This window comes from Actinokineospora sp. UV203 (assembly GCF_056323665.1).
In genome coordinates, this window is sequence record NZ_CM150484.1 from 3,319,127 (window position 1) to 3,345,468 (window position 26,342).

Consider the following 26,342-nt stretch of genomic DNA (forward strand, 5'->3'; position numbering starts at 1 on the left):
TCCAGGCTACGACTACTCACCGCCCGGGGCGCGGCCCGCCTCCCCTGACCCAGCGCGACGTCGAGGGCAGCAGCGTGAACAGCAGCGCCACCGGGGCCGACATCAGCGAGAAGGCGAGCAGGACGGCCTTGAGCTGCTCGAAGCTGAACAGCACGTCGAGGTAGACGTCCAGCGGCACCCGGATGATCAGCGGTTCCAACAGGACCGAGGCCACACCCCAAGGGGCGCCAATGATCGCGAGCATCGGGCCGACGTCCTTGCGGGCGAAGATGAGGCACGCGCCCGTAAGCAGGAACAGACCCGCCAGGAACCGGCCGACCAGGATGCCGAGCACGTTGACCGGGATGTTCCGAAAGCCGATCTCGGCGAACCCGGAGCCCACGTGGACGGTCTCGAACAGCAGCGCGCCCGCGGTGGCCAGCGCGCACGCTCCGGCGAGCACCGCGGTCACCGGGGAAGCCGCCTGCACCCGCGGATACCCCATGGCGGGTTCGCTCGAGTACCCCTGCGGGTAGTCCATCGCCCGTCCCGTCCGTCCGACCTCGCCGTTCACCATCCCGGGTGGTGTCCGCCCGGCAGATACCCGGCGGGCGCCGGTGGGGTGGCGCGGGCCCACTGCCTCGTCCCGGGCATGATCGCGAACATCAGTGCGAACGTGGCCTCGACCAGCGCGACGAGGGCCAGGATCGACCGCAGGTGCCCGAAGTGGAAGAGCGCGGCGAAGTAGCGTCCCCAGTCGTACCCGAGGATGAGCGGCTCCACTACCACCGCGCTGAGGGCGCCGAGCGCCCCGATGATCACGAGCGCGGGTCCGGCGCTCTTGCGCGCGAAGGTAAGCACGCCGCCGAGGACGAGGAACAACCCGGCCAGCAGTTGCCAGCCCAGGATGGCGTAGAGCTCCGGGGGCAGGTTGTCGAAACCGTAGCCACCAAAAATAGAGGCGGCGTCCACACCCAGGTAGAGCAGGACGCCCCCGCTGACGAGAGCGCTGACCGCGGCACACACCGCCAGGCCTGGCGGCGCGGCTCGCTGGGGCGGATATCCCGGTGCTTGCGGATATCCCGGCGAATAGGTCATGCGCACTCCCCAACGGTCGGTTGGGGCGAGACCATATCGGAAATGACGATGGGCCTGGCCGAAAACGGCCGGCCCGGTGTAGTCCATCTGGAGCACGCGCGACGCACGGTTCGGCGGACAGCAAAACGGCGGTGGTTTCGAGAGTCTCGAAACCACCGCCGTCGCTAGTTCACCACTGCTGTGGCGGCTGCTGCTGTCCACCGGGAGGCGGCTGCTGGCCGTATCCCTGCTGCGGCGGCGGACCGCCGAAGCCACCGGGCTGCTGCTGCTGGTGCGGCGGCGGGAATCCGGGCGGCGGAGTCTGCGGCGGCTGACCGTAGCCACCCGGCTGCTGCTGGCCGAAACCCTGCTGCGGCTGCTGGCCGAAGCCCTGATGGGGCGGGCCGAAGCCCTGCGGCTGCCCGAAACCAGGCTGCGGCTGGCCGAATCCGCCCTGCGGCGGACCGCCGAAGCCGCCTCCCGGACCACCCAGCGGCGCGCTGCCGTAGAGGTAGCCCTTGGTCTGCGGGAAGAACGCCAGCGCACCCGCGCCCGCGATCGCCAGGCCGAAGATCAGGAGCGTGACGACCCGACCCGGCATGCCGCCCTCGATCGCGATGATGATCGAGGTGATGACCAGGAGGGCGCCACCGCCGAGCACCACGAAGTGCGCGATGTTGAGGTTCTTCTTCAGGAAGAGCAGCGCCGCGCCACCGATGGCCGCGAGCGAGCCCAGCAAGAACATGACCATGTAGAGGTGGAACCGGAAGGGCGTCGCGTACTTGTCCTCCGCCGCCTCCATCGACTCGATGCACGACGCACGCGACGGTCCGTCCAGACCAGCGCACAGGTCGGACGCCGAGGACGACGACCCGCCACTGAGGTCGGACCACAGCGTGATCGTGATGATCGCGCTGATCAGACCGAGCACCGCGACGACGCCGAGCACGATCATCGAGATCATCGCCGTGTTGGCACCGGGACCGCCGAAGTTCGGCCTGCCGCCGAGTCCGCCCTGCTGGGCGAATCCGGGCGGCGGGTAGCCGCCGGGCTGGAAGCCCTGCTGCTGCCCGGGGAACCCGCCATGCTGCTGCTGCGGCGGCGGGAAGCCCTGCTGCTGACCGAACTGACCCGGCTGACCGGGCTGCCCGAAGCCGCCGGGAGGCGACTGCTGGGCGCCGGGCTGGGCGTAGGGCGGAGACTGCGGGACGGAGCCGGGCGGCACCATCTGGGTCGCCTCGCCCTGGTTGGGGTTGCCCGACGGGCCGCCCTGTCCAGGCCGCACGACCTGGGTGCGGTCGCTGCTGTCGTCGTCGCCGCTCGCACTGGGGAGAGGCTGGCCAGGACGGATGGCCTGGGTCCGCTCGACGCCGTCGGCACCGGTGTTGTCACCGGGTGGCGCCGAGTACTGTTCGGCGGGCTCCGGCGGGGGCGGAAAGCCCTGCCCGGGCTGCTGGGCCTGGCCTTGATCCGGGCCGGACTGCCCAGGCCACTGCTGGCCCTGCCAAGGCTCGTTCGGCGGCTGGGGAGCACTCATCGGGTTTCCCACCCCTTTTGACCTGGAATGTCAGATTGCATCGCCGGTAACGCTATCGGATACGCCGCAAGTGCGTCGGTTACGTCCACAATCGGCCAGGACATGCCCTAGCGGCCCGCCAGGAAGCCCAAGAGGTCCTGCCTGGTCACGACACCCGCGGGCTTGCCGTCGACGAGCACCAGCGCGCCGTCGGCCGCGGACAGCGCGCCCATCGCGGCACTGACCTGCTCGCCCGCGCCGATGGTCGGCAACGGCGGGGACATGTGCTGCTCGACCCGGTCGGCCAGCGCGGCCTTGCCGGTGAACAGGGCGTCGAGCAGGTCGCGCTCGTTGACCGCGCCCACGACCTCGGCGGCCATGACCGGCGGCTCCGCGTTGACCACGGGCATCTGGCTGACGCCGAACTCGCGCAGCACGGCCACCGCGTCGGCCACGGTCTCGCCCGGGTGGGCGTGGATGAACTCGGGAACCGAGTGACCAGAGGCACTCTTGCGGCGCAGCACATCGCCGACGGTGGCGCCGGAGTGCTCGGGCGGCAGGAAGCCGTACTGGGCCATCCACGAGTCGTTGAACACCTTGGACAGGTAGCCGCGGCCGCCGTCGGGCAGCAGCACGACGACGACGTCGTCCGGGCCGAGGCGGGCGGCCAGGCGCAGCGCGGCCGCGGCGGCCATGCCGCACGAGCCACCGACCAGCAGGCCTTCCTCGCGGGCCAGCCTGCGGGTGATGTGGAAGGACTCCGCGTCGGACACGGCGATGATCTCGTCGGCCACGTCGCGGTCGTAGGCGGTCGGCCAGAAGTCCTCGCCGACACCTTCGACGAGGTACGGCCTGCCGGTGCCGCCGGAGTACACCGAGCCCTCGGGATCGGCGCCGATGACCTGGACCCGGCCGTCGCTGACCTCCTTGAGGTAGCGGCCGGTTCCGGAGATGGTGCCGCCGGTGCCGACGCCCGCGACGAAGTGGGTGATCTTGCCCTCGGTCTGCGTCCACAGCTCGGGGCCGGTCGAGTAGTAGTGGCTGAGCGGGTTCTCCAGGTTGGAGTACTGGTCGGGCTTCCAGGCGCCGTCGATCTCGCGGACCAGCCGGTCGGAGACGTTGTAGTACGAGTCCGGGTGCTCGGGGGCCACGGCGGTCGGGCAGACCACGACCTCGGCGCCGTAGGCCTTGAGGACGTTGCGCTTGTCCTCGCTGACCTTGTCCGGGCAGACGAACACACACTTGTAGCCGCGGCGCTGGGCGACCAGGGCCAGGCCGATGCCGGTGTTGCCGGAGGTCGGCTCGACGATGGTGCCGCCGGGCTTCAGGGCGCCCGACTTCTCGGCCGCGTCGATCATCCGCACGGCGATGCGGTCCTTCACGCTGCCGCCCGGGTTGAAGTACTCGACCTTGGCCAGCACCGTGGGAGCCAGGCCCTCGGCCAGCGAGTTCAGCTTGACCAGCGGCGTGTCGCCGACGAGGTCGATGATGTGGTCGACGTACTGCACCGGAGCTCCTTTGTGGGGTCTCACTCAAACTACGTATGCCAGCCTATCCGGCCGCGTGGATGTGTCCGCGAGGTTGCTGTCTCCTCTTACGTAAGGAACCTCAGGGTTTTGCGATACGTCTCTTAAGGGCCGGGAGGAGGCAGCGATGGTGGGACTTCGGGCTTTGCGCGTGGCCGCGATGACGGCCGGGTCGGTGGGCGGCCTCTCCGGGGTGGCCTACACGCTGCTCAACACCCAGTCGCGGCAGGCCAGGACGATCATCGGCACCCCGCGCGACCTGCCGTTCAACGCCGACGGCGGGTACCGCCCGGACGGCACCGGCCCGGTGGCGCTGTCCACCACCGACGTGCTCAGGTTCGCGATGTTCGGCGACTCCAGCGCGGCGGGCCTCGGGGCGGAGTCGCCCGACCGGCTGCCGGGTGTGGTCCTGGCCAAGGCGCTCGCCGAGGAGTCCGGCAGGCCAGTGCGCCTCGTCACGCACGCGGTGAGCGGGTCGCGGACCACCGACCTCATCCCGCAGATCGACGCCGCCCTGGTCGACCCTCCGGACGTCGCGGTGGTGATGATCGGCGGCAACGACGTGACCGCGCGGATGGGGATCGGGACGTCGGCCGCGCTGCTCGCCGAGCAGGTGCGCAGGCTGACCGACGCGGGCACCGGTGTCGTCGTCGGCACGTGCCCCGACCTGGGCACGATCCGGCCGATCCCGCAGCCGCTGCGCACGCTCGCGCAGCACTGGAGCCGGGCGCTGGCCCGCGCGCAGACTCGCGAACTCAACGGCACCGAGGCGACGTCGGTGCCGATGGCGGCGATCCTGGGGCCGTGGTTTCGCGACCGGCCCGACGCGTTCTTCAGCCCGGACCGCTTCCACCCCAACGGCGACGGCTACGCGCTCGCCGCGGGCGTGATGCTCGCCCCCCTGTGCGCGGCGGGCGGTGTGTGGAAAAGTTCGCGATAAGCGGCTGAGCGCGGGCGCTCCGCCTCGCGCATCGGCCTGCGACACCGCGGTTACCCAGGAGTAACCTCCGGTGTGGAACCGGCTATCGCGAAGGAGTCCCGCCATGCCAGAGGCAGTCATCGTCTCAGCGGTCCGATCCCCCATCGGTCGCGCCGGAAAAGGGTCGCTGGTCGACATCCGCCCGGACGACCTCACCGCGCAGATGGTGCGCGCCGCCCTGGACAAGGTGCCCGCGCTCGACCCGACCGAGATCGACGACCTGATGCTCGGCTGCGGCCTGCCCGGCGGCGAGCAGGGCAACAACCTGGGCCGCATCGTCTCGGTCCTGCTCGGCTACGACCACCTGCCCGGCTGCACCGTCACCCGCTACTGCGCCTCGTCGCTGCAGACCACGCGGATGGCGCTGCACGCCATCAAGGCGGGCGAGGGCGACGTGTTCATCTCGGCCGGCGTGGAGACCGTGTCGCGGTTCGTGAAGGGCAGCTCCGACTCGTGGCCCGACACCCGCAACCCGATCTTCGATGAGGCCCTCGACCGCACGAAGACCGTCGCCGAGAACGGCGCGGGCGAATGGCACGACCCGCGTGCGGACGGCATCGTCCCCGACGCCTACATCGCGATGGGCCAGACCGCGGAGAACCTCGCCCTGGTCAAGGGCGTCACCCGCGAGGACATGGACCACTTCGGCGTGCGGTCGCAGAACCTGGCCGAGAAGGCGATCAAGGAGGGCTTCTGGGCCCGCGAGATCACCCCGGTCACCCTGCCCGACGGCCGCGTGGTCGACACCGACGACGGTCCCCGCCCGGGCATCACCTACGAGAAGACCGCGACCCTCAAGCCGGTCTTCCGCCCCGACGGCCGGGTCACCGCGGGCAACTGCTGCCCGCTCAACGACGGCGCCGCCGCCCTGGTGATCATGTCCGACACGAAGGCGAAGCAGCTGGGCCTGACCCCGCTCGCGCGGATCGTGTCGACCGGCGTGTCCGGGCTGTCGCCGGAGATCATGGGCCTCGGCCCAGTCGAGGCCTCCAAGCGCGCGCTGGCACTGGCGGGTCTGACGGTGAACGACATCGACCTGTTCGAGATCAACGAGGCGTTCGCCGCGCAGGTCCTTCCCTCCGCCCGCGACTTGGGCATCCCGGAGGACAAGCTGAACGTCAACGGCGGCGCCATCGCGATCGGCCACCCGTTCGGCATGACCGGCGCCCGCATCGCCACCACGCTGATCAACTCCCTGCAGTGGCACGACAAGCAGTTCGGCATGGAGACGATGTGCGTCGGCGGCGGCCAGGGCATGGCCATGGTCCTCGAACGCTTGAGTTAATCCTGTGACATGGCGCCGCCTCCGGCTGCGCGGCTCGGCCGCTTTTGTGGTGACGTTTCGGGGGTTCCGCACGAACACTGCCAACTTCGATGGCGTGTTCGTGCGGAACCCCCGAAACGTCACCGCGGCCGAGCGTGGTTCGGCAGAGCGTGTGCAGCGCGTGGTTCGGCAGAGCGGATGCAGCGCGCGTGGTTCGGCATAGCGGATGCAGCGCGCGTGGTTCGGCATAGCGTGTGAAGCAAGGAATGGGCGCCCTCCGGCTTTGGCCGGGGGCGCCCTTTTCGTCGGTCGGGGACGTTCGCTCGGACGCGCTGACGAGTTGGGGCCCTGCGGGCACGCGACGCAGTCGTCGTGTTCGCAGGGCCCCAACTCATCAGCTAAAAGCGGCCGAGCCGCGCGCCCGGAGGGCGTGCCATTAATCCGAGCTGTTGAGCATGTACAGCAGGCGGAGGATCTCCAGGTACAGCCAGACCAGCGTGGTCATCAGGCCGAACGCGACGTACCAGGCCCACTTCGACGGGGTGCCGCTGCGGATCATCTGGTCCGCCATGTCGAAGTCGAGCAGGAAGTTGAACGCCGCGATGCCGATGAACAGCAGGCTGATGCCGATACCCAGCGGACCCGCGTCGCGGATGCCCAGGTTGATGCCCATGAACCCGAGGAGCAGGTTGATCAGCATCAGACCGGCGGCGGCGCAGGTGGCGCCGATGATCCACTTGGTGAGCTTCGGGGTGACCTTGACGGCACCGGTCTTGTAGACGACCAGCATCGTGATGAACACCAGCGCGGTACCCAGGATCGCCTGGAGCGCGATGCCCTCGACGAACGTCTCGAACACACCGGTGATCGCGCCGAGGAACACGCCCTCAGCGGCCGAGTAGGCCAGGATCAGCGCCGGGTTCGGGGTCTTCTTGAAGATGACGACCAGTGACAGGATGAGACCGACGATCAGGCCGCCGATCATCGGCGGCCACGGGCTGATCGCACCGCTGAGAACGGCGATCGCGGTCAGGATGCCCGTCACCATCGCCACGGCGATGGTCATCGCGGTCTTGGTGACGACGTCGTCGACCGTCATCGGGCGGTCGCCGGTGGTCGGCGGCGCCTGGTAGCCGCCGCCGTAGGGGGGCTGGCCCGGGTAGCCCTGGGCCTGTGGCTGGAAGCCCGCTTGCGGCCCGTACCCGCCCACGGGCAGGTTGCGGAACGCGGGGTTGCTCGTAGAACGCACCTTGATCCTCCTGGGCCTGAATGGCGCCTTCACGGGGTTCAACGATCGACCTGGCCGACCGGTTCCCGGCTGGGTAAAACCTACTTTACCCACCGGCGCCTGCTCGGGGACCTGAACCCGCGCGCCCGTGACGACCTCCGCCGCGGGCGCGCCCAGGGTAACCAGGCCGCCACCCGGTCGTGGGCCAAACCACTTCCGGGACGGCCGATCGAGCCAAATCGAGACTCTCCGGTGACCAAATCCGCTTTTCGAAGTCGCCCTTGAGGCGGATTGCGCCTCCCGCGTGCAGCAACCAGGCTGCGTGTCGCTCAAGAAAAATGGCAACCCGGGAAATTACCGTGGGCAACCGCATTTGTGCGTGCGCGTCTTCAGGTACGGGAGGAACAAGCCGCCGCGAGCCCATGGGGAGTCCGATGAAAACGCGTAGACGCTGGGAAGTCGTCGGGCTCGGCATCGCCCTGATGATCACCTTTGTGGTTTTGATCGTGATCGGGACCGCCCGACCGCAGGGCTCGGCCAGGACGCTGAACGGCAGCCCAGTGCCGCAGACGAGCCCGTCGGAGGCCGCGCCGCCGCAGTGGCAGCGCAAACTCGAGCCGGGCGAGAAGCCCCCGCAATTCGTCATCTTCTCGTTCGACGGCGCCGGGTCGCATGACCATTGGCAGAAGATGATGAAGATCGCCGACGGCGTGGACGCGCATTTCTCCGGATTCCTCTCGGGCATTTACCTGCTCAACGACGGACGCCGCACCGAATACACGGGACCGGGACACAAGCCGGGCAAGGCATCGATCGGATTCGGCGGCAGCGAGCAGGACGTCAAGACGCTCATCTCCGACCTCAACGAGGCCGTCGGCCGGGGCCACGAGATCGGCACGCACTACAACGGCCACTTCTGCCGCGGCAGCGAGCCCAGCGGCGGCCGGTGGAGCGCCGCGCAATGGAACGACGAGCTCGCCCAGTTCTTCAAGTTCGTCGACGACGCCCGCGCCAAGGGCCTCAAGGTCGACCCGGACACCATCAACGGCGGCCGCACGCCTTGCCTGGAGGGCAAGTTCGACGAGCTCATGCCGACCCTGGCCGCCCTCGGCATGACGTACGACTCCAGCCAGGTCAGCGACGGCGTCGCCTGGCCGAGGATGCAGGACGGGGTCTGGGAGTTCGCGATGCCGACGGTCAAGGTGCCGGGCGTCGGGTACCGCAAGACGATCCTCATGGACTACAACCTCTGGTACATCCTCAACCGCGCGAAGGACGAGCCCGCGCGCGCCGAGGAGTTCAGCAAGATCGCGTTCGACACGTACATGGGCGCCTACCAGGCCGCCTTCGACGGCAACCGGGCGCCGATGGTCGTCGGCAACCACTTCAACTCGTGGTCGGGCGGCGGGTTCATGACCGCGGTCGAGCAGTTCATGGGCGGGGTGTGCGCGAAGCCGGAGACGGTGTGCGCGACCTACACCGAGGTCATCGACTGGATGAAGCTGCAGGACCCGGCCGTGCTCGACAAGTACCGCGCCATGCCGAACGCGCAGATCGCCGAGCCGAACTGAGCGGGCGGCACACGAAACGGTGATGGGAAAGTCTCCGACTTGCCAGGGATAATGAAAACCGATATCACTTGACCGGTATCCCCCATGCCTGGAGACCTCCCGTGAAGATCGCGTTCGTCGGCAAGGGCGGCAGCGGCAAGACCACGCTCGCCTCGCTGTTCCTGCGCCACCTCGCCGCCGAGCGGCCCGCACCCGCGGTGCTCGCGCTCGACGCCGACATCAACCAGCACCTGGCCGCCGCGCTGGGCGCCACCGACGAGCAGGCGCGGGCCATCCCGACCCTCGGCGAACACCTGCCGCAGATCAAGGACTACCTGCGCGGCGACAACCCGCGGATCCTCTCCGCCGAGGACATGGTCAAGACGACCCCGCCGGGCCGCGGCTCACGGCTGGTCGGCGTCGACGAGGACAACCCGCTCTACCGCGACTACGTCCGCGAGGTCGAAGGCATCCGCGTCGGCGTCGCGGGCCCGTTCGCGGCCGACGACCTCGGGGTCGCCTGCTACCACTCGAAAGTCGGCGCGGTCGAGCTGCTCCTCAACCACATGATCGACGGCGCGGACGAGTACGCGGTGGTCGACATGACCGCGGGCGCCGACTCGTTCGCCTCCGGCCTGTTCACCCGGTTCGACGTCACCTTCCTGGTGTGCGAGCCGACCGTGCGCAGCGTGGGCGTCTACCGGCAGTACCTCGGCTACGCGCGCGACTTCGGCGTGAAGGTCGCCGTGGTGGGCAACAAGGTCTCCGACGCCGACGACCTCGCCTTCCTGCGCGAGCAGGTCGGCGCGGACTTGCTCACCTGGGTCGGCCGCTCAGCGCACGTGCGCGCGGCCGAGCGCGGCGAGGTCCGCCCGATCGACGCTCTGGAGCCGGAGAACCGCGCCGCGCTGGCGGCCATGCGCGAACTCGTCGACGGTGTCGAGAAGGACTGGCAGACCTACCAGCGTCAGGCCGTCGAGTTCCACGTGCGCAACGCGCGTGCCTGGGGCGACTCCCGCTCCGGGCGCGACCTGGCCGACCAGGTCGACCCCGAGTTCGTCCCCGGACCGGTAACCCTCTTCGCCTGAGCCACAAGTACTGAGTCTGTCCACAGGGTGGGCCCGCCGTATCGACGGCGGGCCCACGCTCGTTTGCATCCACGACGGACAGTGACATGCTCGGAGCCGAGGACACACCGAGAGGACGACCATGGCGACCTACCTGGTGACCGGCGCGACAGGGCTCATCGGCAGGCACTTCGTGCGCGAACTGCTCACGCGCGACGATGTCGATCAGGTCTGGTTGTTGGTCCGTGAGCAATCCCAGGAGCGGCTGGAGCGGGCGTCGCGGGCCTGGCCCGCCGCCGACCGCGTTCGCACGGTCGTGGGCGACGTGTCCCACCCCCGCCTCGGGATCACCGACAGTGACGTCCTCGCGCTCACCGGCGTCGACCACGTGGTGCACCTCGCGGCCCTCTACGACGTGACCGCCGACGACGAGGCGAGCGTGATCGCCAACGTCGACGGCACCCGGCACGTGATCGAGCTGGCGGCCGAGCTGAACGCGGGCTGCCTGCACCACGTGTCGTCCGTGGCGGTCGCGGGCGACTATGGCGGCCGCTTCACCGAGGACATGTTCGACGCGGGCCAGCGCCTGGTGACCGCCTACCACCGGACGAAGTTCGAGTCCGAGCGCCTGGTGCGCACGCAGAACCTGGTGCCGTGGCGGGTGTACCGGCCCGCGATCGTCGTGGGCGACTCGACCACCGGCGAGATGGACAAGATCGACGGCCCGTACTACTTCTTTTCCGCACTGTCGCGATTGGACTCCGTGCCGCACGTGCCGGTGGTGCTCCCCGACATCGGCGACACCAACATCGTCCCGGTCGACTACGTCGCGAAAGCCATGGCGTACCTGGTGAACCAGCCCGGTCTCGACGGCCGCACGTTCCACCTGGTCTCCCCGGAACCGCAGTCGGTGAAGGAGGTCTATAACGCCTTCGCCAAGGCCGCGGGCGCCCCGCGGGCCGCCGCCACGCTCGACCGGCGGATCAGCGCGCCGCTGCTCGGCCTGGTCAAGTTCGCCGAGAACGTGCCGGGTGTCTCCCTCGCGCGCGACGCGGTCCTCGACCGGCTGGGCATCCCGCCGGTGCTGCTCACGACGCTGACCTTCGAGCCGCGCTTCGAGGCCAAGAAGACCCGGGCGGCGCTCGCGGGCAGCGGCATCGAGGTCCCGAGACTGGCCGCGTACGCCGACGTCCTGTGGCGCTACTGGCGCGAACACCTCGATCCCTTGCGCGCCCGGCGCGAAGGCCACGGCGGCAGGCTCGACGGACGCCGCGTGGTGATCACCGGCGCGTCGTCGGGCATCGGCCGGGCGACCGCGCTCAAGGTCGCCGCGGCGGGCGGTGTGCCGCTGCTGGTGGCCCGACGCGAAGCGGAACTGGAGGAGGTGCGCGCGGAGATCGCGGCCGCGGGCGGACATTCCTACGTCTACCCGTGCGACCTCACCGACGACGAGTCGGTCGCGAAGACGGTGTCGCGGATGCTGGCCGAGCAGCCGGGCGTGGACATGCTGGTGAACAACGCGGGCCGCTCGATCCGCCGTGCGGTGCGGTTGTCGTATGACCGCATCCACGACTACGAGCGCGCCATGGCGATCAACTACTTCGGCGCGGTGCGGCTGATCCTGGCCCTGCTGCCGCACATGACCGAGCGGCGCTACGGGCACATCGTGAACGTGTCGTCGATCGGTGTGCAGGGCATCGCGCCCAGGTTCTCGGCGTATGTGGCGTCGAAGGCGGCGCTGGACTACTTCAGCAAGATCGTCGCCACCGAGACGCACGGCGCCGGCATCACCTTCACGACCGTGCACATGCCGCTGGTGCGCACGCCGATGATCCGCCCGACGAAGATTTACGACGCGTTCCCCACGAAGTCGCCCCAACAGGCCGCGGACATGGTCCTCGATGCCCTGCTCAACCGGCCCAAGCACATCGGGACGCCCGCCGGGTTCATGATCCAGACCGCCTACGCGATCGCGCCCGGGTTCGTCGATGCGGTGGCGTATCAGGGTTATCGCATCTTCCCGGACTCCGCGGCGGCGGGCGGGTCCGGCGGGATCAAGATCGGCAAGGGCGAGCGGAACCTCACGGCGGCGGCGACCGCGCTGGCCCGGCTCACCAAGGGATTCCACTGGTGATCACCGGAACCCGACCGCGTTCGACCTTCCCGAGTAGCCCACGGTCGGGACACGGTTGGGTGAGGATTCATCCCATCGCGTGGCCGCCGTGTTGCCGTTTGGGTGAGCAACGGTACGGTCGCGGGTATGGCATCTCTGCAGGATGGTGACCCCGCCGGCTTCACCGTGGCGCGGCACGGCTTCGACCGGAACCAGGTCAAGCAGTTCGTGGAGAAGTCGGAATCGGAGTCGCTGCGACTCGCCGCCGAGCGCGACAACGCCCGGGCGAAGGCGGCCGACCTCGCCGCCCAACTCGAAGCCGCGCGCCGCGACATCGCCGCGCTGACCGAGCGCCTCGACAAGATCGGCACCGCCGCCGCGGCCGCGGCGGCCCCGAACGCCACCGAGCGCTCGGCCCGCACGCTGCACCTGGCGAAGACGCAGGCCTCGGAGATCACCACCCGCGCCCAGGCCGCCGCCGACACCGCGTGGTCGGCCGCCGAGGAAGCCTCCTCCGCGCTGCAGGAGCGCTACCGCAACCTGCTCGCCGACCTCGACCGCCAGCACGCCGAGATCCACGCCGAACACGAGTCGATCATGACCAAGGCCCGCACCAAGGTCGAGGCGATGACCACGGCGGCGGAGGCGCGCACCAAGGAGATCGACGACCAGACCGAACGCGAACGCCAGCGGGTCGAACAACAGTTCGAGCAGGAGATGTCCACCAAGCGCGAAGAACTCCGCCGGGAGATCGAAGCCGCCCGCAAGGCCAGCACGGACGAAGCCCGCAAGCGCGTACGGGACGCCACCGACGAGGCCGCCAAGCGCATCGCCACGGCCACCAGCCAGGTCGAACGCCTCACCGCCCTGCGCGAACAGGTCGCGGGCAAGCTGCGCGGCACCCACGATCTGCTGACGCAGAGCTCGAAGCTGCTGGAGCCGCTGGAGGCGGAGGTCGAGCTGATGCCGGACACGCCGCCCAACGCCGCCACCACGCACCCGATGCAGCGCCCCACACCAGCCCAGCGCAACCACTCCCCCGCGCGATAGGGCATGGCTTAACGGGCAAGGCGGGAACACACCGACCGGCCCCAATCCAACCCGCCATCCTGACCAGTGGGAACGTGCCCACCGCGAGATGTGATGGGACGGAGCCACCGTAAGAGGGCGACGGGCCGAACCACCCCAGAACGTGGCAGCCCAAGCCCACCCGAGAAGTCACGGCGAGACGGTCACGGCGAGACGGTCAGGCGAGAGGATCACGGCCGGTCCCACCCACACACGCACCGGGCCGAACCACCCAGCCACAACAGTGCCCGACCAGAAGAGTCCCGGCCACAAGAGTTCCGGCCGAAAGTCCCGGCCCGAAAAGTAATGAAGTCCGCCCACCGCGCCCGCCTTCGTCACATCACCCCCGCCTGCGCGAAGCAATTTTTGTTATGACTCACAAATGCATCCACAATGGACTGTCGCATTTCTGCTCGTCCGCCCACGCGGTGTCGAAACCGTTACCACGCAAGTGTTTCAGTGACTAGGAAGACCTTGCGCTCGGGCTCCAGACCCGAGATTCTGACAGCCCCCCAAGAACCCATCTTGCGCATTACCAATCTGGAGCCATCCGTGCGTCGTACTCGTATGCTCGCCTTCGCCTGCGGCCTGGCAGGCACCGCCACGCTGGCCGCCGCGCTCGCCGCCCCCGCGGCGTTCGCCGCGGAGAGCCAGACCGGCAGCGCCTTCGCGGTCTCCGTCAACGCCAAGCTGCTCAGCTCGCTCGCCGTCAACGTCGACCCACTGCCGAAGGCCACTTACCCGGCCGGGCAGGACAAGTCGGTCGTCAAGATCGAAGCCCCCAAGAACCTTCCGGGTCACGCGAAGCTGCTCAACGCGGCCTCCGAGCTCAAGGGCGGTGTCCTCACCAGCTCCGCGAGCATCGCCGACGTCGACATCCTCGGCCTGGTCAAGGCCAAGCTCGTGACCTCCACCTGCGTGTCCGACGGCAAGACCGTCACCGGCGACTCGAAGCTCGTCGACGTGTGGGTGCATGGCCAGAAGATCGACGTGGCGTTGACCGGCAAGATCTCGGTGACCGACGCGATCACCGTCTACATCAACGAGAAGGTCGCCTCCGGCAACACCCTGACCGTGAACGCGCTGCGGGTCAGCGTCGGCGGCAACGTCGCGGGCATCAAGCTCGGCGATGTCGCCCAGGCCGAGGTGATCCTGTCGCAGTCCAAGTGCACCGGCCCCGGCAAGGTCGTGACCGAGCCCGGCACCGGCACCACGCCGAGCACGCCGCCGTCGTCCACCCCCGGTGGCAGCGTCACCGTGACGCCGAGCCCGACCTCGTCGTCGGCCGCGTGGCCGCCCGCTTCCAGCACGCCCACCTCGGCCTCGGCCGTCCCGGGCGACGGCAACGGTGTCAAGCCGGTCGCCGACACGGACAACCTCGCGCAGACCGGCGTGAACGCCGTGATCCCGCTGGCGATCGGTGGTTTCGTCCTCGTCGCCGGTGGCGCGGGCGCGGTGTGGATGGTCCGCCGCAAGCGCGGCATGCAGGTCTGATAGTTCGCTGAACACGAAGGGCCCCAGGCACGCCTGGGGCCCTTCGTGTTCGCCGATCAGGCGGCGGCGTCCACCGCGGCCGCACGGCAGGTCTCCAGGATGAGTTGGGCGACCCGCTGGGGGTCGTCGCTCATCGGCACGTGGCCGCAGCCCACCAGCGACACGTGCCGGGCCGCGGGAAGCAGTTCGGCGGCGCGCTTGGCCTGGCGGGGCCACAGGACGCGGTCGCGCGATCCCCAGGCCACCGTGACCGGCACCGCGGGCGGGGACGAGCTGAAGACGTAGTCCGAGGCACCGCTGTTGATCACCGCGTCGAAACCCTCGCAGGCGACCATCGCGGCCATGTCGGCCAGCATCACCTCGGCGGTGATCGCCGACGGGCGGCCGAACAGGATGCTGCCGCCCAGGATGCGCACGGCCTTGCGCTGGAACAGCTTGTCCCGCACCGATTGCGGCGTTCGGCCGGACGCGCGCAGCGCGCTGAGGACGCGGACCGCCCAGACCCGGTCGCGCGGCGACCAGAAGCCCGCAGGCGCGAACGCCGTCACCGAGCGGGCCAGGCCGCGGGAGGCGATCTCCAGCGACAGCATGCCGCCCAGGGAGTTGCCCGCCAGGTGCGGATTGGGCACGCCGAGGTCGTCGAACACCTCGGTGAGCATGTCGATGGCGCCGTCGACGTTGTAGAACACGCCGGACGGCATCGGGGACGCGCCGAAACCGGGCAGGTCGAGCGCGATCACGTCGTGCCGCTCGGCGAGCCGGTCGAGGACGGGTTCCCAAGCCTGCCAACGGTGTCCGATGCCGTGCAACAGCACCACCGGGTCGCCCTGGCCGCGCCGCTCGTAGCTGACCTCGATCTTCGGAGCCATCACGTTTCCTCTCACACGTCCAGGACGAGGCGGTCGCCCGCCGCCCGGGAGACACACACCAGCATCGAGCCGTCGGCCACCGCACCGCCGTGGTGCTCGACCTCGCCGTCGATCACGCGGACCCGACACGTTCCGCAAAAGCCTTGCCTGCACGAATAAGCCGCGCCCGGCCGAGCGCGCCGCAGCGCTTCGAGCGCGGACTCGTCGGCGGCGACCGGCACGACCGGACCGTCCGCGCCGAGCTGCAACTCGAAGGGCTTCCCGCCGATGACCGGCGGCGGCGAGAACCGCTCGAAGTGCAGCGGTCCAGTCCACTCGCGACGAACAAGGTCGATCATCGGCGTCGGGCCACAGCAGTACAGCGACGCGTCGCTCGGGGCATCGGCGAGTAGATCGGCGATGTCGGGCACGCCATCGTCGGGCACCACCCGCACCCGGTCCGTCGTGGGGAGCGCGGAAAGCTCGTCCAGGAACGGCATCGACTCCAGCGTCCGTCCCGTGTAGACAAGCCGCCAGTCGACACCACGCCGTGCGCACATGCGCACCATCGGCAGGATCGGCGTGATCCCGATGCCGCCGGCGACGAACAGGTACGGCTCGCGGTCGACGAACGGGAAAGCGTTGCGCGGCCCGCGAACCGTGAGCGTGCTGCCTTCGGTGACCGCGTGCATCTCCGCCGATCCGGTGCCCACGAGCCGGACCGCGATCCGGTACACCGTCGGGTCGGCGGGGTCGCCGCACAGCGAGTACTGCCTGCGGGTGCCCGAGGGCAGGGTGACGTCGAGGTGGCTGCCCGGCCGCCAGCGCGGCAAGAGGTCGCCGGTCGGGTCGGTGAGCCACAGCGACACCACGCCCTCGGCTTCGGTGACCACAGACCGCACGACCAGCGTGAGATCACGGTCGACCGGCCGCACGGCGGGCTGACGGCGCGCGCTGCGCTCACTGAGCCGCTGGTACCCGGCGACGACCGGCGCGAGCGCGCTGAACAGGCGATCAGGCCGGGATCGGCCGTAGAGATCGGGAGGCGGCTGCATCAGCTCGCCGCCTTCGCCGCCGGAGACCGCGCCAGGTACGCCACGGCCTGGTCGGTCGAGCCCTCGTTGCGCGGGTGGTAGCCGCGCGGCAGGTATCGCCAGATCGCGGGCAGCAGTTCGCTCAGGCGGGGCAACAGGCCGCGACGGGCGGCGCGGAAGTAGTCGCGCCAGCGGGCGCGGCCCGGGTTGAGCGGGTCGTTGGCCATGAGCCAGCGCGCCGACCGCACGAACAGCCATCCCAGCACCGGCGCGACGACGATCATCGTGCGGATTCGACGCGCGTAGCGGCCGTCCAAGTGCATGTAGAGGTCGAAGGCGACGGCGCGGTGCTCGACTTCCTCGGCGCCGTGCCAGCGCAGCAGGTCGATCATGGTCGGGTCGGCGCCCGCCTTGTCCAGCGGCGTGGAGTCCAGGATCCACTGGCCGAGGACCGCGGTGAAGTGCTCGATCGCGGCGATGACGGACAGCCGCTCCAGCAGCCACTGGTGCTTCGCCGCGCCGGTCAGGTCGCGGTCGCCGAGCAGCTTGCGGAACAGCCACTCGATCTGCGCGACGAACGGTGTCGGGTCGAGGCCCTGGGCGGCGAGGTGGTCGGCCGCGCCCTGGTGGGCCTCGGCGTGCATGGCCTCCTGGCCGATGAACCCGATGACCTGCTCGCGCAGCTCGTCGTCGGTGATCAGCGGGAGCGCCTCACGGAACACCTCGACGAACCAGCGCTCGCCTTCGGGAAGCACGATGTGCAGGGTGTTGATGGTGTGACTGGTCAGCGGCTCGCCGGGGACCCAGTGCAGCGGGACCGACGACCAGTCGAAGCGCACGTTCCTGGGGTGCAGGACCAGGTTCTCGTCCATCAGCGCGTCACATCCCAACGGGCGGCGGCCCGCATGAGGCCGGGGGCGAATCGGGAGCCGAACCGGGCGATCTTGGCTTCGGGGGTCACCGGGACGACGGCCGCGCCGCTGCGGACGGCGTCCACGATGTCGGCGGCGACCTTCTCGGGCCCGAACCCGCGGCGCGCGTAAGCCTTGGTGGCCTTCTGCCGCAGCCGCTGCTGCTCGACGTCGTCGGCGCCGGTGAACTTGGTCGTGTTGGTGATGTCGGTGGCGACGATGCCGGGGCAGATCGCGCTGACGCCGATGCCGTTGTCGGCCAGTTCGGCGCGCACGCAGTCCGACAGCATCAGCACGGCGGCCTTGCTCGTCGCGTACGCGGACATAGTGCGACTCGGCGTGTAGGCGGCGGCCGACGCGAGGTTGACGATGTGCCCGCCCTCGCCGTGCTCGGCCATCATCGCGCCGAACACCTGGCAGCCGTGGACCACGCCGAGCAGGTTGACGTCGAGCACCCGGCGCCAGTCGGCCGTGGTGGTGTCCAGGAACGCGCCTGCCATCCCGATGCCTGCGTTGTTGACGACGATGTCGGGCACGCCGTGCTCGGCGGCCACGTCGTCGGCGAAGCGGCGCATCGCGTCCTCGTCGGCGACGTCGACCTGGTACGGGTAGGCGGCGGGGCCGATCGAGGCGGCGGTCTGGCGGGCGGCGTCGAGGTCGAGGTCGGCGACGACCACTTCTGCGCCGAGGTGGGCGAAGGCCCGGGCGGTGGCCTGCCCGATGCCCCGGCCCGCGCCGGTGACGACGACGAGCTGGTTGGTGAACTCCTGGTCGGCCGGACCGCCCTTGGCCCGCTGCAGGCTCCGGGTCATCGGCAGACCCTGGACGTGGTCGACGAACTCCTCGACCATCCGGGCGACCGCGTCCGGGTGCGACACCGGCGCCCAGTGCCCGGCGACGAGCGTGCGCCGCCACAGCTTGCCGATCCACTGCTCGACGCCTTGAGCCAGGCCCGGCGAGACGTAGTTGTCGCGGGTGGGGATGATGATCTGGACCGGCATGTCCGCGGTACGCCTGCGCGGCGAGCGGAGCCGATTGAACATGTTGAGCCGGTAGAGCTGGACCCCGCGGGCGGCGTCGGCGCCGATGGTGGGGACCGGGTGGCCCGGCACGTGCCGGATGCCTTCGACCTTCTCCAGCAGCTTGGCCCAGTTCGGTCCGATGACCGTGCGCCACAGCAGCTCGGGCAGCAGCGGGACCTGGTGCAGGTAGACGTACCAGGAGTGGGTCAGCTGGGCGGTGAGCTGACGCAGGTGCGCGGGCGTGGGCTTGCGCAGCCGCTCACGGATCCAGTGTCCGACGTGGTCCATGCTCGGCCCGGAGATCGAGGTGTAGGACTTGATCCGGTGCGACACGGCGTGGTCGGTCACCGGCTCCCAGCACTGGATGGAACCCCAGTCATGGGCGACCAGGTGCACCGGCTCGCGGGGGCTGACCGCGTCGGCGACGGCGATGACGTCCTCGGCGAGCAGCTCGGCGCGGTAGCCGGAGCGGTCGCGCGGGGCCGTCGAGTCGCCCGCGCCGCGTACGTCGTAGCGCACGACGTGGAAGTTCTCGGCCAGCAGGTCGGCGACGCCGTCCCAGAGCCGGTGGGTGTCGGGGAAGCCGTGGACCAGCAGGATCGTCGGGTCCGTGGGGTCACCCTGCTCGAAGACGGCCAGGTCGACCTCGCCGCTGCGGACGGTGCGACGGCGGACCACGAGCTGCGAGGCTTCCTCGGGGAACCGGAGCGGAACGCTGGTCATGGGGCGACTCCCGGCGTCTTCACCGCCTAAGGCAACGCCTCAAGCCGGTTTCTGGGACATTAAGTGACAATGACGAACGTTACAACCGTCATTGGTAGCTTGCAAGAGCAAGCAGCCCCTTACTCCCCGCGTTCGGCTCGTGCCTTCTCCGCCATCGCGATCAATCGATCCCCCATGACCTGCGGAATCATCCGCCGAGCCGACCGGTCGACGGCCGCCGAGAGGGCCGACATGACCAGCGGGTGCAAGCGGGAAATGACGTCGGCGAACACGGGAAGCTCGTCGCCGCTGGGCAGCCAGTCGTCGCCCTTGGGGTCGAGGACGTACTTCCGCACGAGCCCGACGAGCATGGCCGTGACCCGGTCGGTCTCCTGCTGCAGCTCCGCGGCCAGCGCCAGCGCCTCCGACAGCGGGACGTCGAGCTTGACCAGCTCATGACCCGCGTCGAGGAGCTTGGGACTGGGGGCGACGAAGTGCGCGCCACGGCGTTCGAGCACGCCCAAGTCGAGCGCGCGGCGGATGTTCGCCGGGGTCAGCTGGGTGCCGAACATCCGCACCAGCTCGTTCATCGGGACCACGGCAGGCTGCTCATGCGAGCCCGCGGCGCCGGTCGCCTGTTCGAGTCCGAGCACGTCAGCGAGGCTGTGGCCGGACTGCCAGGCGTCGAGCATCTCCTTGATCTGGGCGAACGCGTAGCCGCGGTCGAGCATGTTGAGGATCAGCCGGAGCCGGGAGAGGTGGGCGTCGCCGTAGATCGCCGTGCGCCCCCGCCGGATCGGCGGCGCCAGCAGCTCCCGGTCCTGATAGACGCGCACGTTGCGGACCGAGGTGCCTGCCGCCCTCGCCAGGTCATCGATCCGATACTCGGCCACGGGGGAAGCTTAGTCGCCCGATGATCGATCCACTGTGGACGTGTCGGTTGTCCGCCGAACGGTCGCTCTTGTTCGAAAAGGACCAACCGTTCGGCACGTCCGGAGATCTGCGCCGACCGCGGCACCTCAAGTCCATAAACGACAGTCACCCGATGCCCAAAGTGGCCATCGGGTGACTGAACGTACTTGGTGCCCCCGACCGGATTCGAACCGGCACTACACCCCTTTTAAGGGGGCTGCCTCTGCCTGTTGGGCTACGGGGGCAGCCGCAGCCTAAGGCGCGATAACACAGCTCGGGAACGGTTTCTCGGAGTTCCGCCCGGCTGGCCCAGTCTCTTTGGGCCGTTTGCCGGTCAGCCGCGGGAAACCCTTGCGAACTCGGCCTTCGGATCGTTGATTTGACCCATGGAGATGACCTCGCGCCGGAAGAGTCCGCCAGTTAACCAGTCCAAAGTGATCCGGACTTTCCGGTTGAACGTCGGCATCGCCTTCACGTGGTAGAGCCGGTGCATCCCCCAGGCGATGAAGCCCTTGGCCTTGATGTTGAACACGTCGCCGACGCCCTTGTGCAGGCCGAGGCTGGCGACCGAGCCGATGTTCTTGTGGAAGTACTCCTTCGGCTCTTCGCCGCGCAGTGACTTGATGATGTTCTTGGCCAGCAGACGGGCCTGGCGGACCGCGTGCTGGGCGTTCGGCGGGCAGATCGCGGTCGGGTCGTCCTCGGTGCGCGACAGGTCCGGGATGGCGGCGTTGTCGCCCGCCGTCCACGCGTCGGAGAGGCCCTCGACGCGCATCGCGGCGGTGGCGCGGAGCCTGCCCTGCTTGGTCAGCGGCAGGTCGGAGGAAGCCAGGACCGGGTTCGACTTGACGCCCGCGGTCCAGACGATGGTGTCGCTCTCGAACTCGGTGCCGTCCGACAGCACGACCCGGCCGCCCTCGAAGGACTTGGCCAGCGTCGAGAGGTAGACCTCGATGCCGCGCTTCTCCAACTGCATGACGGTGTAGACGCCAAGGCTCTCGCGAACCTCCGGCAGCACCCGCCCGGACGCCTCGACCAGCACGAACCGCAGGTCGTCGGGCTCGATGTTGCGGTAGTACTGGGTGGCGAAGCGGGCCATGTCCTCAAGTTCGCCGAGCGCCTCGATGCCCGCGAACCCGCCGCCGACGAAGGTGAAGGTCAGCAGGCGCTTGCGCAGCTCGGGGTCGAGCGTGCTGTCGGCCTCATCGAGCTTGGTCATGACGTGGTTGCGCAGGTAGATGGCCTCGCCGATGGTCTTGAACGAGATGCCGTGCTCCACCAGGCCCGGGATCGGCAGCAGCCGGGCCACCGAGCCCAGGGCGACGACCAGGACGTCGTAGCCGAGTTCCTCGATGTGGCCGTCGGCGGCCTCGATCGTCACGGCCTTGCGGGCGTGCTCGATCTTCGTGGCGCGGGCGGTGATGACGTGGCAGCGCTTGAGCGCGCGGCGCAGCGGGACGACGACGTGGCGGGGCTCGATCGCGCCCGCGGCTGCCTCGGGGAGGAACGGCTGGTAGGTCATGTGCGGCTGCGGGTCGATCACCGTCACCGACGCCTCACCGGAACGGAGCCGCCGCTGCAGCCCGAGCGCGGTGTACAACCCGACATATCCGCCACCCAGGATGAGGATTCGGGTCGGCTCCGATTTTCCGTTCGCCATGGCTCAATAGTCGCACTGGAATCCGTCCTCCGCGCGCCGCCCCTACGGTGATGTGACCCGGGTCGCTAGGCCATTTCCGCAGGGTGTGACTCATGTCGCGACGGCGGACGGGACCGGTCGAGAACAATCACGGCGAGTGCCATGGCGGCAATGGAGAGTAATGCCGCGACTTCCAAGATCGGCGGAGTCCGATCTTCGGGAACAATCATCGCGATGAGAACGATCATCGTTACAGATAGCTGGGTGACGGCGAAACGGCGTAACGGCGAACGGAATGCCGAGGGCGCAATCCGCGCCCCCTTCGGAAGCACCGCGGTGATCGCGCAGCACAGGTGGAGCAGGTGCACCAGCGGGATCAGGACCAGCACGCCGAGACCGAACGGGCCCGTGCCCGAGCTCGTCAGCACGGCGGCGGCGAGACCGATCAGCAGCAGCGGCGCGGGTGACGCCGGGACGAGGACACAAGCGACACTCAGCAGGCCCGCCACGGCGACGGTGAAGGTCCCGGCACCGTGCCGGGCGAGGTCCACGCCGATGCCGAGGCAGACCAGCGCGGTGACCGCGCGGAGCCTGCTCGCGGGGACGCCGCCGCCGATGATCACCGCCGCCGCCTGACCCGGCGCAGCGTGGCGGCCACGGCGCCGCACGGCACCACGGCGACACCGCGCGCCTTCAGCGCGGCGAGCCGGGCCCGGTGCTCGCCCACCAGCACCTGGCGCACGACCTCGCCCCATGGCGACTCCGCGTCGGCGATCAGCTTCGGGGGGAGCATGTCGACGGCAATGACCAGCTCCCCGCGCCGCGCGGCGAGCGCCACGCAGTCGGCGATGGCGTCGTCCAGGAACGGCGACAGGACAAGCACGACAGCCCCGGAGGGCACCTGTCGGGCCCGCAGGACCGGTTTCGGCGCCCAGCCCGCCGCGCGTGAGCACGCGACGAGCTGGTGGCGGATGCGCAGCAGCTGGCGGTGGCCTGCGCCGGGCGCGATGCCGAGCTGCGGCCTGCCCAGGTCGATCAGGCCGACCCGATCGCCTTGGCGCAGGTAGCCGGCGGCGAGCGCGGTGACCGCCCGGACGGAGGCGTCGAGAGTGCCGCCCTCGCGCACGGCGCTGTCGTCGCTGTCGGACCACCGGGCCAGCTCCGGCACGACGTCCACTCGGGAGTCGATGGCGAGCATCAGCTCGGCGTCGGCCTCGGCGTGCCGTTCGCGCACGTGCAGCGTTCCCGGGCCCAGCACGTCGCCGGTCGCCGCGCCCGCGCGCAGGGTCACCCGCCAGTCGACCCGGCGGACCCGGTCGCCGGGCTGGAAAGGGCGCACGGCGCGCAGCTCGGTGCCATCGCCCGGCCTCGCCGACCGGTGTGCGCCGACCAACCCGGCGATGCGCGGCGGCAGCGGCCCTGGCGGCAGCGGGACGACCGGGGGCAGCACCGTGCGCCTGCTTTCCCGGCCGGTGACCGGCCCGGAGATCAGCAGTGCGTCGCGGCCCGCGACGAGGTGGTCCGGTCGCAGGTCGACGCCCTCGCCCCAGGTGTTCCAGCGCAGCCGGACCCGAATCGACCCGGTCGAGCCGGGGACCAGGTGGACCGGCCCTATCCCCGCACCGTCGGGGACCGGCAGCCGCACGGCGAGAAACTCCACGGCGGGATCGGTGGGGAACGTGATCGTCTGCAAGCCGTCATCGCCTGCCTCGACCGTCCTGGGCAGTCGGGCGACCCTTGGGACCGGAACGGTTCCCACCGGCACCGCGAGGGCCAGGACCGTGCTGACCAGCAGCGGGGCGCCGAGGAACACCAGCTCGACCCGGTGCAGGAGGACCCCGCAGGCGACCAGGCCCAGGCCGCCGACCGCGCCGCGCACCAGCGCGTCGGTGCCGCGCCAGCCCCAGCTGCCCGCCGCCCGCCGAGCCCGCGACCAGCCGAGCACCCGCTCACTCATCGGGTGCTCGCCGGGCCGGGGACGGTCCCCAGCAGTTCGGTCACGACGGCGATCCCGGTGACCCCGCTGCTCCAGGTCTCGGGCCGCAGCGTGAGCCGGTGCGCGAGCGCGGCGACAGCGCAGTCCTTGACGTCCTCGGGGACCACGTAGTCGCGCCCGTCGATCACCGCGAGCGCGCGGGCCACCAGCAGCAGCGCCTGCGACCCCCGAGGCGAGGCACCGACCTCGACCGCGGAGTGGGCGCGGGTCGACCGGGCTAGGTCGACGCAGTAGCGGATGACGTCGTCGTCGACGTCGACGCGCTCGACCCCGGCCTGCACGTCGAGCAGCGTGGCCGCGTCGATCACCTGCGCGGCCTCGATGTCCTCGGTGCGCCGGTTCAGCCTGCGGCGCAGCACTTCCACCTCCTCCTCGGGCGGCGGGTAGCCGACGTCAAGGCGGAGGAGGAACCGGTCGAGCTGCGCTTCGGGGAGGGGGTAGGTGCCTTCGTACTCGATGGGGTTGGCGGTGGCGATGACGTGGAACGGGCGGGTCAGCGGGAAAGTGCGGCCCTCGACGGTGACCTGGCGCTCCTGCATGGCTTCCAAGAGGGCGGACTGGGTTTTTGGTGGGGTCCGGTTGATCTCGTCGGCGAGGAGCAGTCCGGTGAACACGGGCCCGGCCCGGAAGGCGAACTCGCGCTCGGCCGGGTCGAACAGGAAGGAGCCGGTGACGTCGGCGGGCTGCAGGTCCGGGGTGCACTGCAGGCGGGCGAAGTCGAGGCCGAGCGCCCGGGCGAGGCCGCGGGCGAGCAGCGTCTTGCCGAGCCCCGGGACGTCCTCGATCAGGACGTGTCCGCCCGCGAGGATGGCGGCGAGAGCGAGCCGGACCGTGCGCTCGCGGCCGACGACGACATCGGCCAGCGCGGCCGTGACAGCGGCGGCCACGGACTCCACAGTGGACTGTTTCACGGCTTCTCCAGTCGGGCGAGCAACTCGGCGACCCGGTATGGCGGCGGCAATTGGGCGTGTGGGGAAGAGATCAGCTCCGAGAGCTCGGGGCCGAGGAAGTCGGCTGCCTCGGCCCCGGACAATCCGCGCTCCCGCACCGCGGCGTCCGCCAACGCGTGCAACCTCGGCTGAACGCGGGAGACGAACCGCACCTGGTCACCGGCGGCTTCGGCGAGTCGGCCCGCCAGGTTCGCGGCCTGCAAGTCGGTGGCCGAGCCCGCGGGGTCGGGGACGGCCCTCCACAGTGGATCGAGCGGGCCGGCGTAGCGGGTGGCCAGCAAGGTGACGGAGCCGCCCGCGATGCCCAGGCAGGCGGACCAGAAGAGGGGGATGCTGCCGGGCCAAACCCCAAGCGCGGCAACGAGTGCGGCCACGACGGCGGCGAGGAACCAACTCCTGCCGGGACTCACGACCGCACCCCACCCTCGATCCGGCACGGCGAGCCCCCTGTGGGACAGCCGAACCAGCGAAACGGCGACCGCGGATCCGCGTCGAGCCGAGCCGCCCGGTGCGGGGCTACGGCGCGATCAGGCCAGGCGACCGCACCGCCCTCGAAGCGTCGGCAGGCATCGGGGACCAGTCCCGGCGCGGGGTTCACGACCGCACCCCGCTCTCGATCCGCCGCAGCGCCTCGGAAGCGGCGGCGGCGTCGGCCTCGGTGACCTGCCCCGGCGGGCCGAAGCGCGCCCGGTGGTACAGCCGCCGCAGATCGGCCACCGCGGCCCCGTCGAGGTCCTGCTCGGTGACGACCCGGATGGTGAACTCGGTCGGCGTCTCATGAGCCGCCCGGCGGCGGGCGGCGGCGTCTTCCAACACCAGCCAGGCGGCCACGATCGCGTCGGCGGGCGGCCCACCGGCCCGCCTGCTCAACTCGACCCGGGCCGCCCGGGCGGCCTCCACCAGATCGGCGGGAGATCCACCCGAGGGCAACTCGGCTCCGCGCGGATCGTCCAATTCGAACCGACCGAACCGAGCGCGGCGGCGGCGCAGGCCCGCCAGCATGGCCAGCGCACCCGCCACGAAGACCAGCAGCATCACGGCCGCGAGCAGCAGGAACACCCCCGCGGTGATCCCGCCGAGCAGGTCGAGGAAGAAGTTGCGCTCCCCCGGTTCCGTCCGTGGCACCACAGCGCCGCCCGGCGGCTCGACCACCGCCCCCAACGGCCCCCCACGCGGAACCGCCGACTCCCCGCGCGCCGCGGCGACCGCGAGCACCAGCATCGCGGCCACCACCAGCAGCACGGGGAGGCGGTCCCTCATGAACCGAGCATGCCCCACCCGGACTGTGGGCGCGATCACATTCGGGTAATGACGACCTCCACCTCCAGCACCCGCACCCGGATGTCACGCCCAGGCAGCAGCTTGCACAGGACGTAGGGGTGCCAAAGGACCAGGAGAAGGACGATGAGCGCTGTCGACACAGGACTTCCTCAGCCCGCCTGGGAACACCGACCCCCCGCGCGGCGG

The 26,342-nt window shown here is 70.2% G+C and carries 24 protein-coding genes and 1 tRNA gene; 7 read left to right on the plus strand and 18 right to left on the minus strand.

The window, feature by feature from the left end; all coding sequences use genetic code 11:
* Positions 1-16: 16 nt before the first annotated feature.
* From ACUZ2Y_RS15535 to ACUZ2Y_RS15550, 4 genes are all read right to left on the minus strand, one after another.
* On the minus strand, positions 17-520 hold the full coding sequence (locus ACUZ2Y_RS15535) for a hypothetical protein (protein WP_476319358.1): 504 nt from the start codon (positions 518-520) through the stop codon (positions 17-19).
* A 29-nt stretch (positions 521-549) separates the two neighbouring features.
* Positions 550-1,077, minus strand: coding sequence for a hypothetical protein (locus tag ACUZ2Y_RS15540; RefSeq protein WP_476319361.1), 528 nt, complete (start codon positions 1,075-1,077; stop codon positions 550-552).
* A gap of 169 nt (positions 1,078-1,246) precedes the next feature.
* Positions 1,247-2,593 (minus strand): hypothetical protein, encoded by a 1,347-nt coding sequence (locus ACUZ2Y_RS15545; protein ID WP_476319362.1) that lies wholly within the window; start codon positions 2,591-2,593, stop codon positions 1,247-1,249.
* Positions 2,594-2,700: 107 nt separating this feature from the next.
* Positions 2,701-4,080 (minus strand): cystathionine beta-synthase, encoded by a 1,380-nt coding sequence (locus tag ACUZ2Y_RS15550; RefSeq protein WP_476319364.1) that lies wholly within the window; start codon positions 4,078-4,080, stop codon positions 2,701-2,703.
* Between the two features lie 145 nt (positions 4,081-4,225).
* On the opposite strand from ACUZ2Y_RS15550, the gene ACUZ2Y_RS15555 reads away from it, so the two are divergent.
* Both ACUZ2Y_RS15555 and ACUZ2Y_RS15560 read left to right on the plus strand, forming a co-directional pair.
* A complete protein-coding gene (locus tag ACUZ2Y_RS15555; protein ID WP_476319367.1) occupies positions 4,226-5,038 on the plus strand; it encodes an SGNH/GDSL hydrolase family protein in 813 nt (270 codons plus the stop codon).
* A gap of 103 nt (positions 5,039-5,141) precedes the next feature.
* Positions 5,142-6,362: an acetyl-CoA C-acetyltransferase gene (locus tag ACUZ2Y_RS15560; RefSeq protein ID WP_476319369.1), complete on the plus strand. Its 1,221-nt coding sequence runs from the start codon at positions 5,142-5,144 to the stop codon at positions 6,360-6,362.
* A gap of 415 nt (positions 6,363-6,777) precedes the next feature.
* On the opposite strand, the gene ACUZ2Y_RS15565 is transcribed toward ACUZ2Y_RS15560, so the two are convergent.
* A complete protein-coding gene (locus ACUZ2Y_RS15565) occupies positions 6,778-7,590 on the minus strand; it encodes a Bax inhibitor-1/YccA family protein (protein WP_476319371.1) in 813 nt (270 codons plus the stop codon).
* 413 nt (positions 7,591-8,003) lie between these two features.
* On the opposite strand from ACUZ2Y_RS15565, the gene ACUZ2Y_RS15570 reads away from it, so the two are divergent.
* From ACUZ2Y_RS15570 to ACUZ2Y_RS15590, 5 genes are all read left to right on the plus strand, one after another.
* The gene (locus ACUZ2Y_RS15570) at positions 8,004-9,140 is read left to right on the plus strand and encodes a polysaccharide deacetylase family protein (RefSeq protein ID WP_476319373.1); all 1,137 of its coding nucleotides are present in this window, start codon (positions 8,004-8,006) and stop codon (positions 9,138-9,140) included.
* A gap of 101 nt (positions 9,141-9,241) precedes the next feature.
* Positions 9,242-10,207, plus strand: a complete 966-nt coding sequence (locus tag ACUZ2Y_RS15575) for an ATP-binding protein (protein WP_476319375.1) — start codon at positions 9,242-9,244, stop codon at positions 10,205-10,207.
* A 121-nt stretch (positions 10,208-10,328) separates the two neighbouring features.
* Complete coding sequence (locus tag ACUZ2Y_RS15580; protein ID WP_476319377.1) at positions 10,329-12,320, plus strand: SDR family oxidoreductase; 1,992 nt, start codon at positions 10,329-10,331, stop codon at positions 12,318-12,320.
* Between the two features lie 126 nt (positions 12,321-12,446).
* Entirely contained in the window at positions 12,447-13,349 is a 903-nt protein-coding gene (locus ACUZ2Y_RS15585; RefSeq protein ID WP_476319380.1) for a hypothetical protein, read from the plus strand.
* A gap of 570 nt (positions 13,350-13,919) precedes the next feature.
* Positions 13,920-14,861, plus strand: coding sequence for an LPXTG cell wall anchor domain-containing protein (locus ACUZ2Y_RS15590; protein ID WP_476319382.1), 942 nt, complete (start codon positions 13,920-13,922; stop codon positions 14,859-14,861).
* A 56-nt stretch (positions 14,862-14,917) separates the two neighbouring features.
* On the opposite strand, the gene ACUZ2Y_RS15595 is transcribed toward ACUZ2Y_RS15590, so the two are convergent.
* From ACUZ2Y_RS15595 to ACUZ2Y_RS15655, 13 genes are all read right to left on the minus strand, one after another.
* Positions 14,918-15,730 (minus strand): alpha/beta fold hydrolase, encoded by an 813-nt coding sequence (locus ACUZ2Y_RS15595; protein WP_476319384.1) that lies wholly within the window; start codon positions 15,728-15,730, stop codon positions 14,918-14,920.
* Between the two features lie 11 nt (positions 15,731-15,741).
* A complete protein-coding gene (locus ACUZ2Y_RS15600; protein ID WP_476319386.1) occupies positions 15,742-16,764 on the minus strand; it encodes a PDR/VanB family oxidoreductase in 1,023 nt (340 codons plus the stop codon).
* Positions 16,764-17,615, minus strand: coding sequence for a metal-dependent hydrolase (locus ACUZ2Y_RS15605; protein WP_476319388.1), 852 nt, complete (start codon positions 17,613-17,615; stop codon positions 16,764-16,766). The genes ACUZ2Y_RS15600 and ACUZ2Y_RS15605 overlap by 1 nt, the downstream gene beginning before the upstream one ends.
* Positions 17,615-19,399, minus strand: a complete 1,785-nt coding sequence (locus ACUZ2Y_RS15610) for an SDR family oxidoreductase (RefSeq protein ID WP_476319390.1) — start codon at positions 19,397-19,399, stop codon at positions 17,615-17,617. The genes ACUZ2Y_RS15605 and ACUZ2Y_RS15610 overlap by 1 nt, the downstream gene beginning before the upstream one ends.
* Positions 19,400-19,518: 119 nt before the next feature.
* Positions 19,519-20,271, minus strand: a complete 753-nt coding sequence (locus tag ACUZ2Y_RS15615) for a MerR family transcriptional regulator (protein ID WP_476319392.1) — start codon at positions 20,269-20,271, stop codon at positions 19,519-19,521.
* 187 nt (positions 20,272-20,458) lie between these two features.
* Positions 20,459-20,535: transfer RNA gene (locus ACUZ2Y_RS15620), tRNA-Leu, on the minus strand.
* Between the two features lie 89 nt (positions 20,536-20,624).
* Positions 20,625-21,950, minus strand: coding sequence for an NAD(P)/FAD-dependent oxidoreductase (locus tag ACUZ2Y_RS15625; RefSeq protein ID WP_476319394.1), 1,326 nt, complete (start codon positions 21,948-21,950; stop codon positions 20,625-20,627).
* Between the two features lie 65 nt (positions 21,951-22,015).
* Entirely contained in the window at positions 22,016-22,552 is a 537-nt protein-coding gene (locus ACUZ2Y_RS15630) for a hypothetical protein (protein WP_476319396.1), read from the minus strand.
* Complete coding sequence (locus tag ACUZ2Y_RS15635) at positions 22,549-23,886, minus strand: DUF58 domain-containing protein (protein ID WP_476319398.1); 1,338 nt, start codon at positions 23,884-23,886, stop codon at positions 22,549-22,551. Before ACUZ2Y_RS15635 ends, ACUZ2Y_RS15630 begins: the two co-directional genes overlap by 4 nt.
* Positions 23,883-24,836, minus strand: a complete 954-nt coding sequence (locus tag ACUZ2Y_RS15640) for an AAA family ATPase (protein WP_476319400.1) — start codon at positions 24,834-24,836, stop codon at positions 23,883-23,885. Before ACUZ2Y_RS15640 ends, ACUZ2Y_RS15635 begins: the two co-directional genes overlap by 4 nt.
* The gene (locus ACUZ2Y_RS15645; protein ID WP_476319402.1) at positions 24,833-25,285 is read right to left on the minus strand and encodes a hypothetical protein; all 453 of its coding nucleotides are present in this window, start codon (positions 25,283-25,285) and stop codon (positions 24,833-24,835) included. The genes ACUZ2Y_RS15640 and ACUZ2Y_RS15645 overlap by 4 nt, the downstream gene beginning before the upstream one ends.
* A 184-nt stretch (positions 25,286-25,469) precedes the next feature.
* Positions 25,470-26,135 carry a DUF4129 domain-containing protein gene (locus ACUZ2Y_RS15650; RefSeq protein WP_476319404.1) on the minus strand — a complete coding sequence of 222 codons (666 nt, stop codon included), beginning with the start codon at positions 26,133-26,135 and terminating at the stop codon, positions 25,470-25,472.
* Between the two features lie 35 nt (positions 26,136-26,170).
* Positions 26,171-26,296 (minus strand): hypothetical protein, encoded by a 126-nt coding sequence (locus ACUZ2Y_RS15655; protein ID WP_476319406.1) that lies wholly within the window; start codon positions 26,294-26,296, stop codon positions 26,171-26,173.
* Between the last annotated feature and the right edge of the window lie 46 nt (positions 26,297-26,342).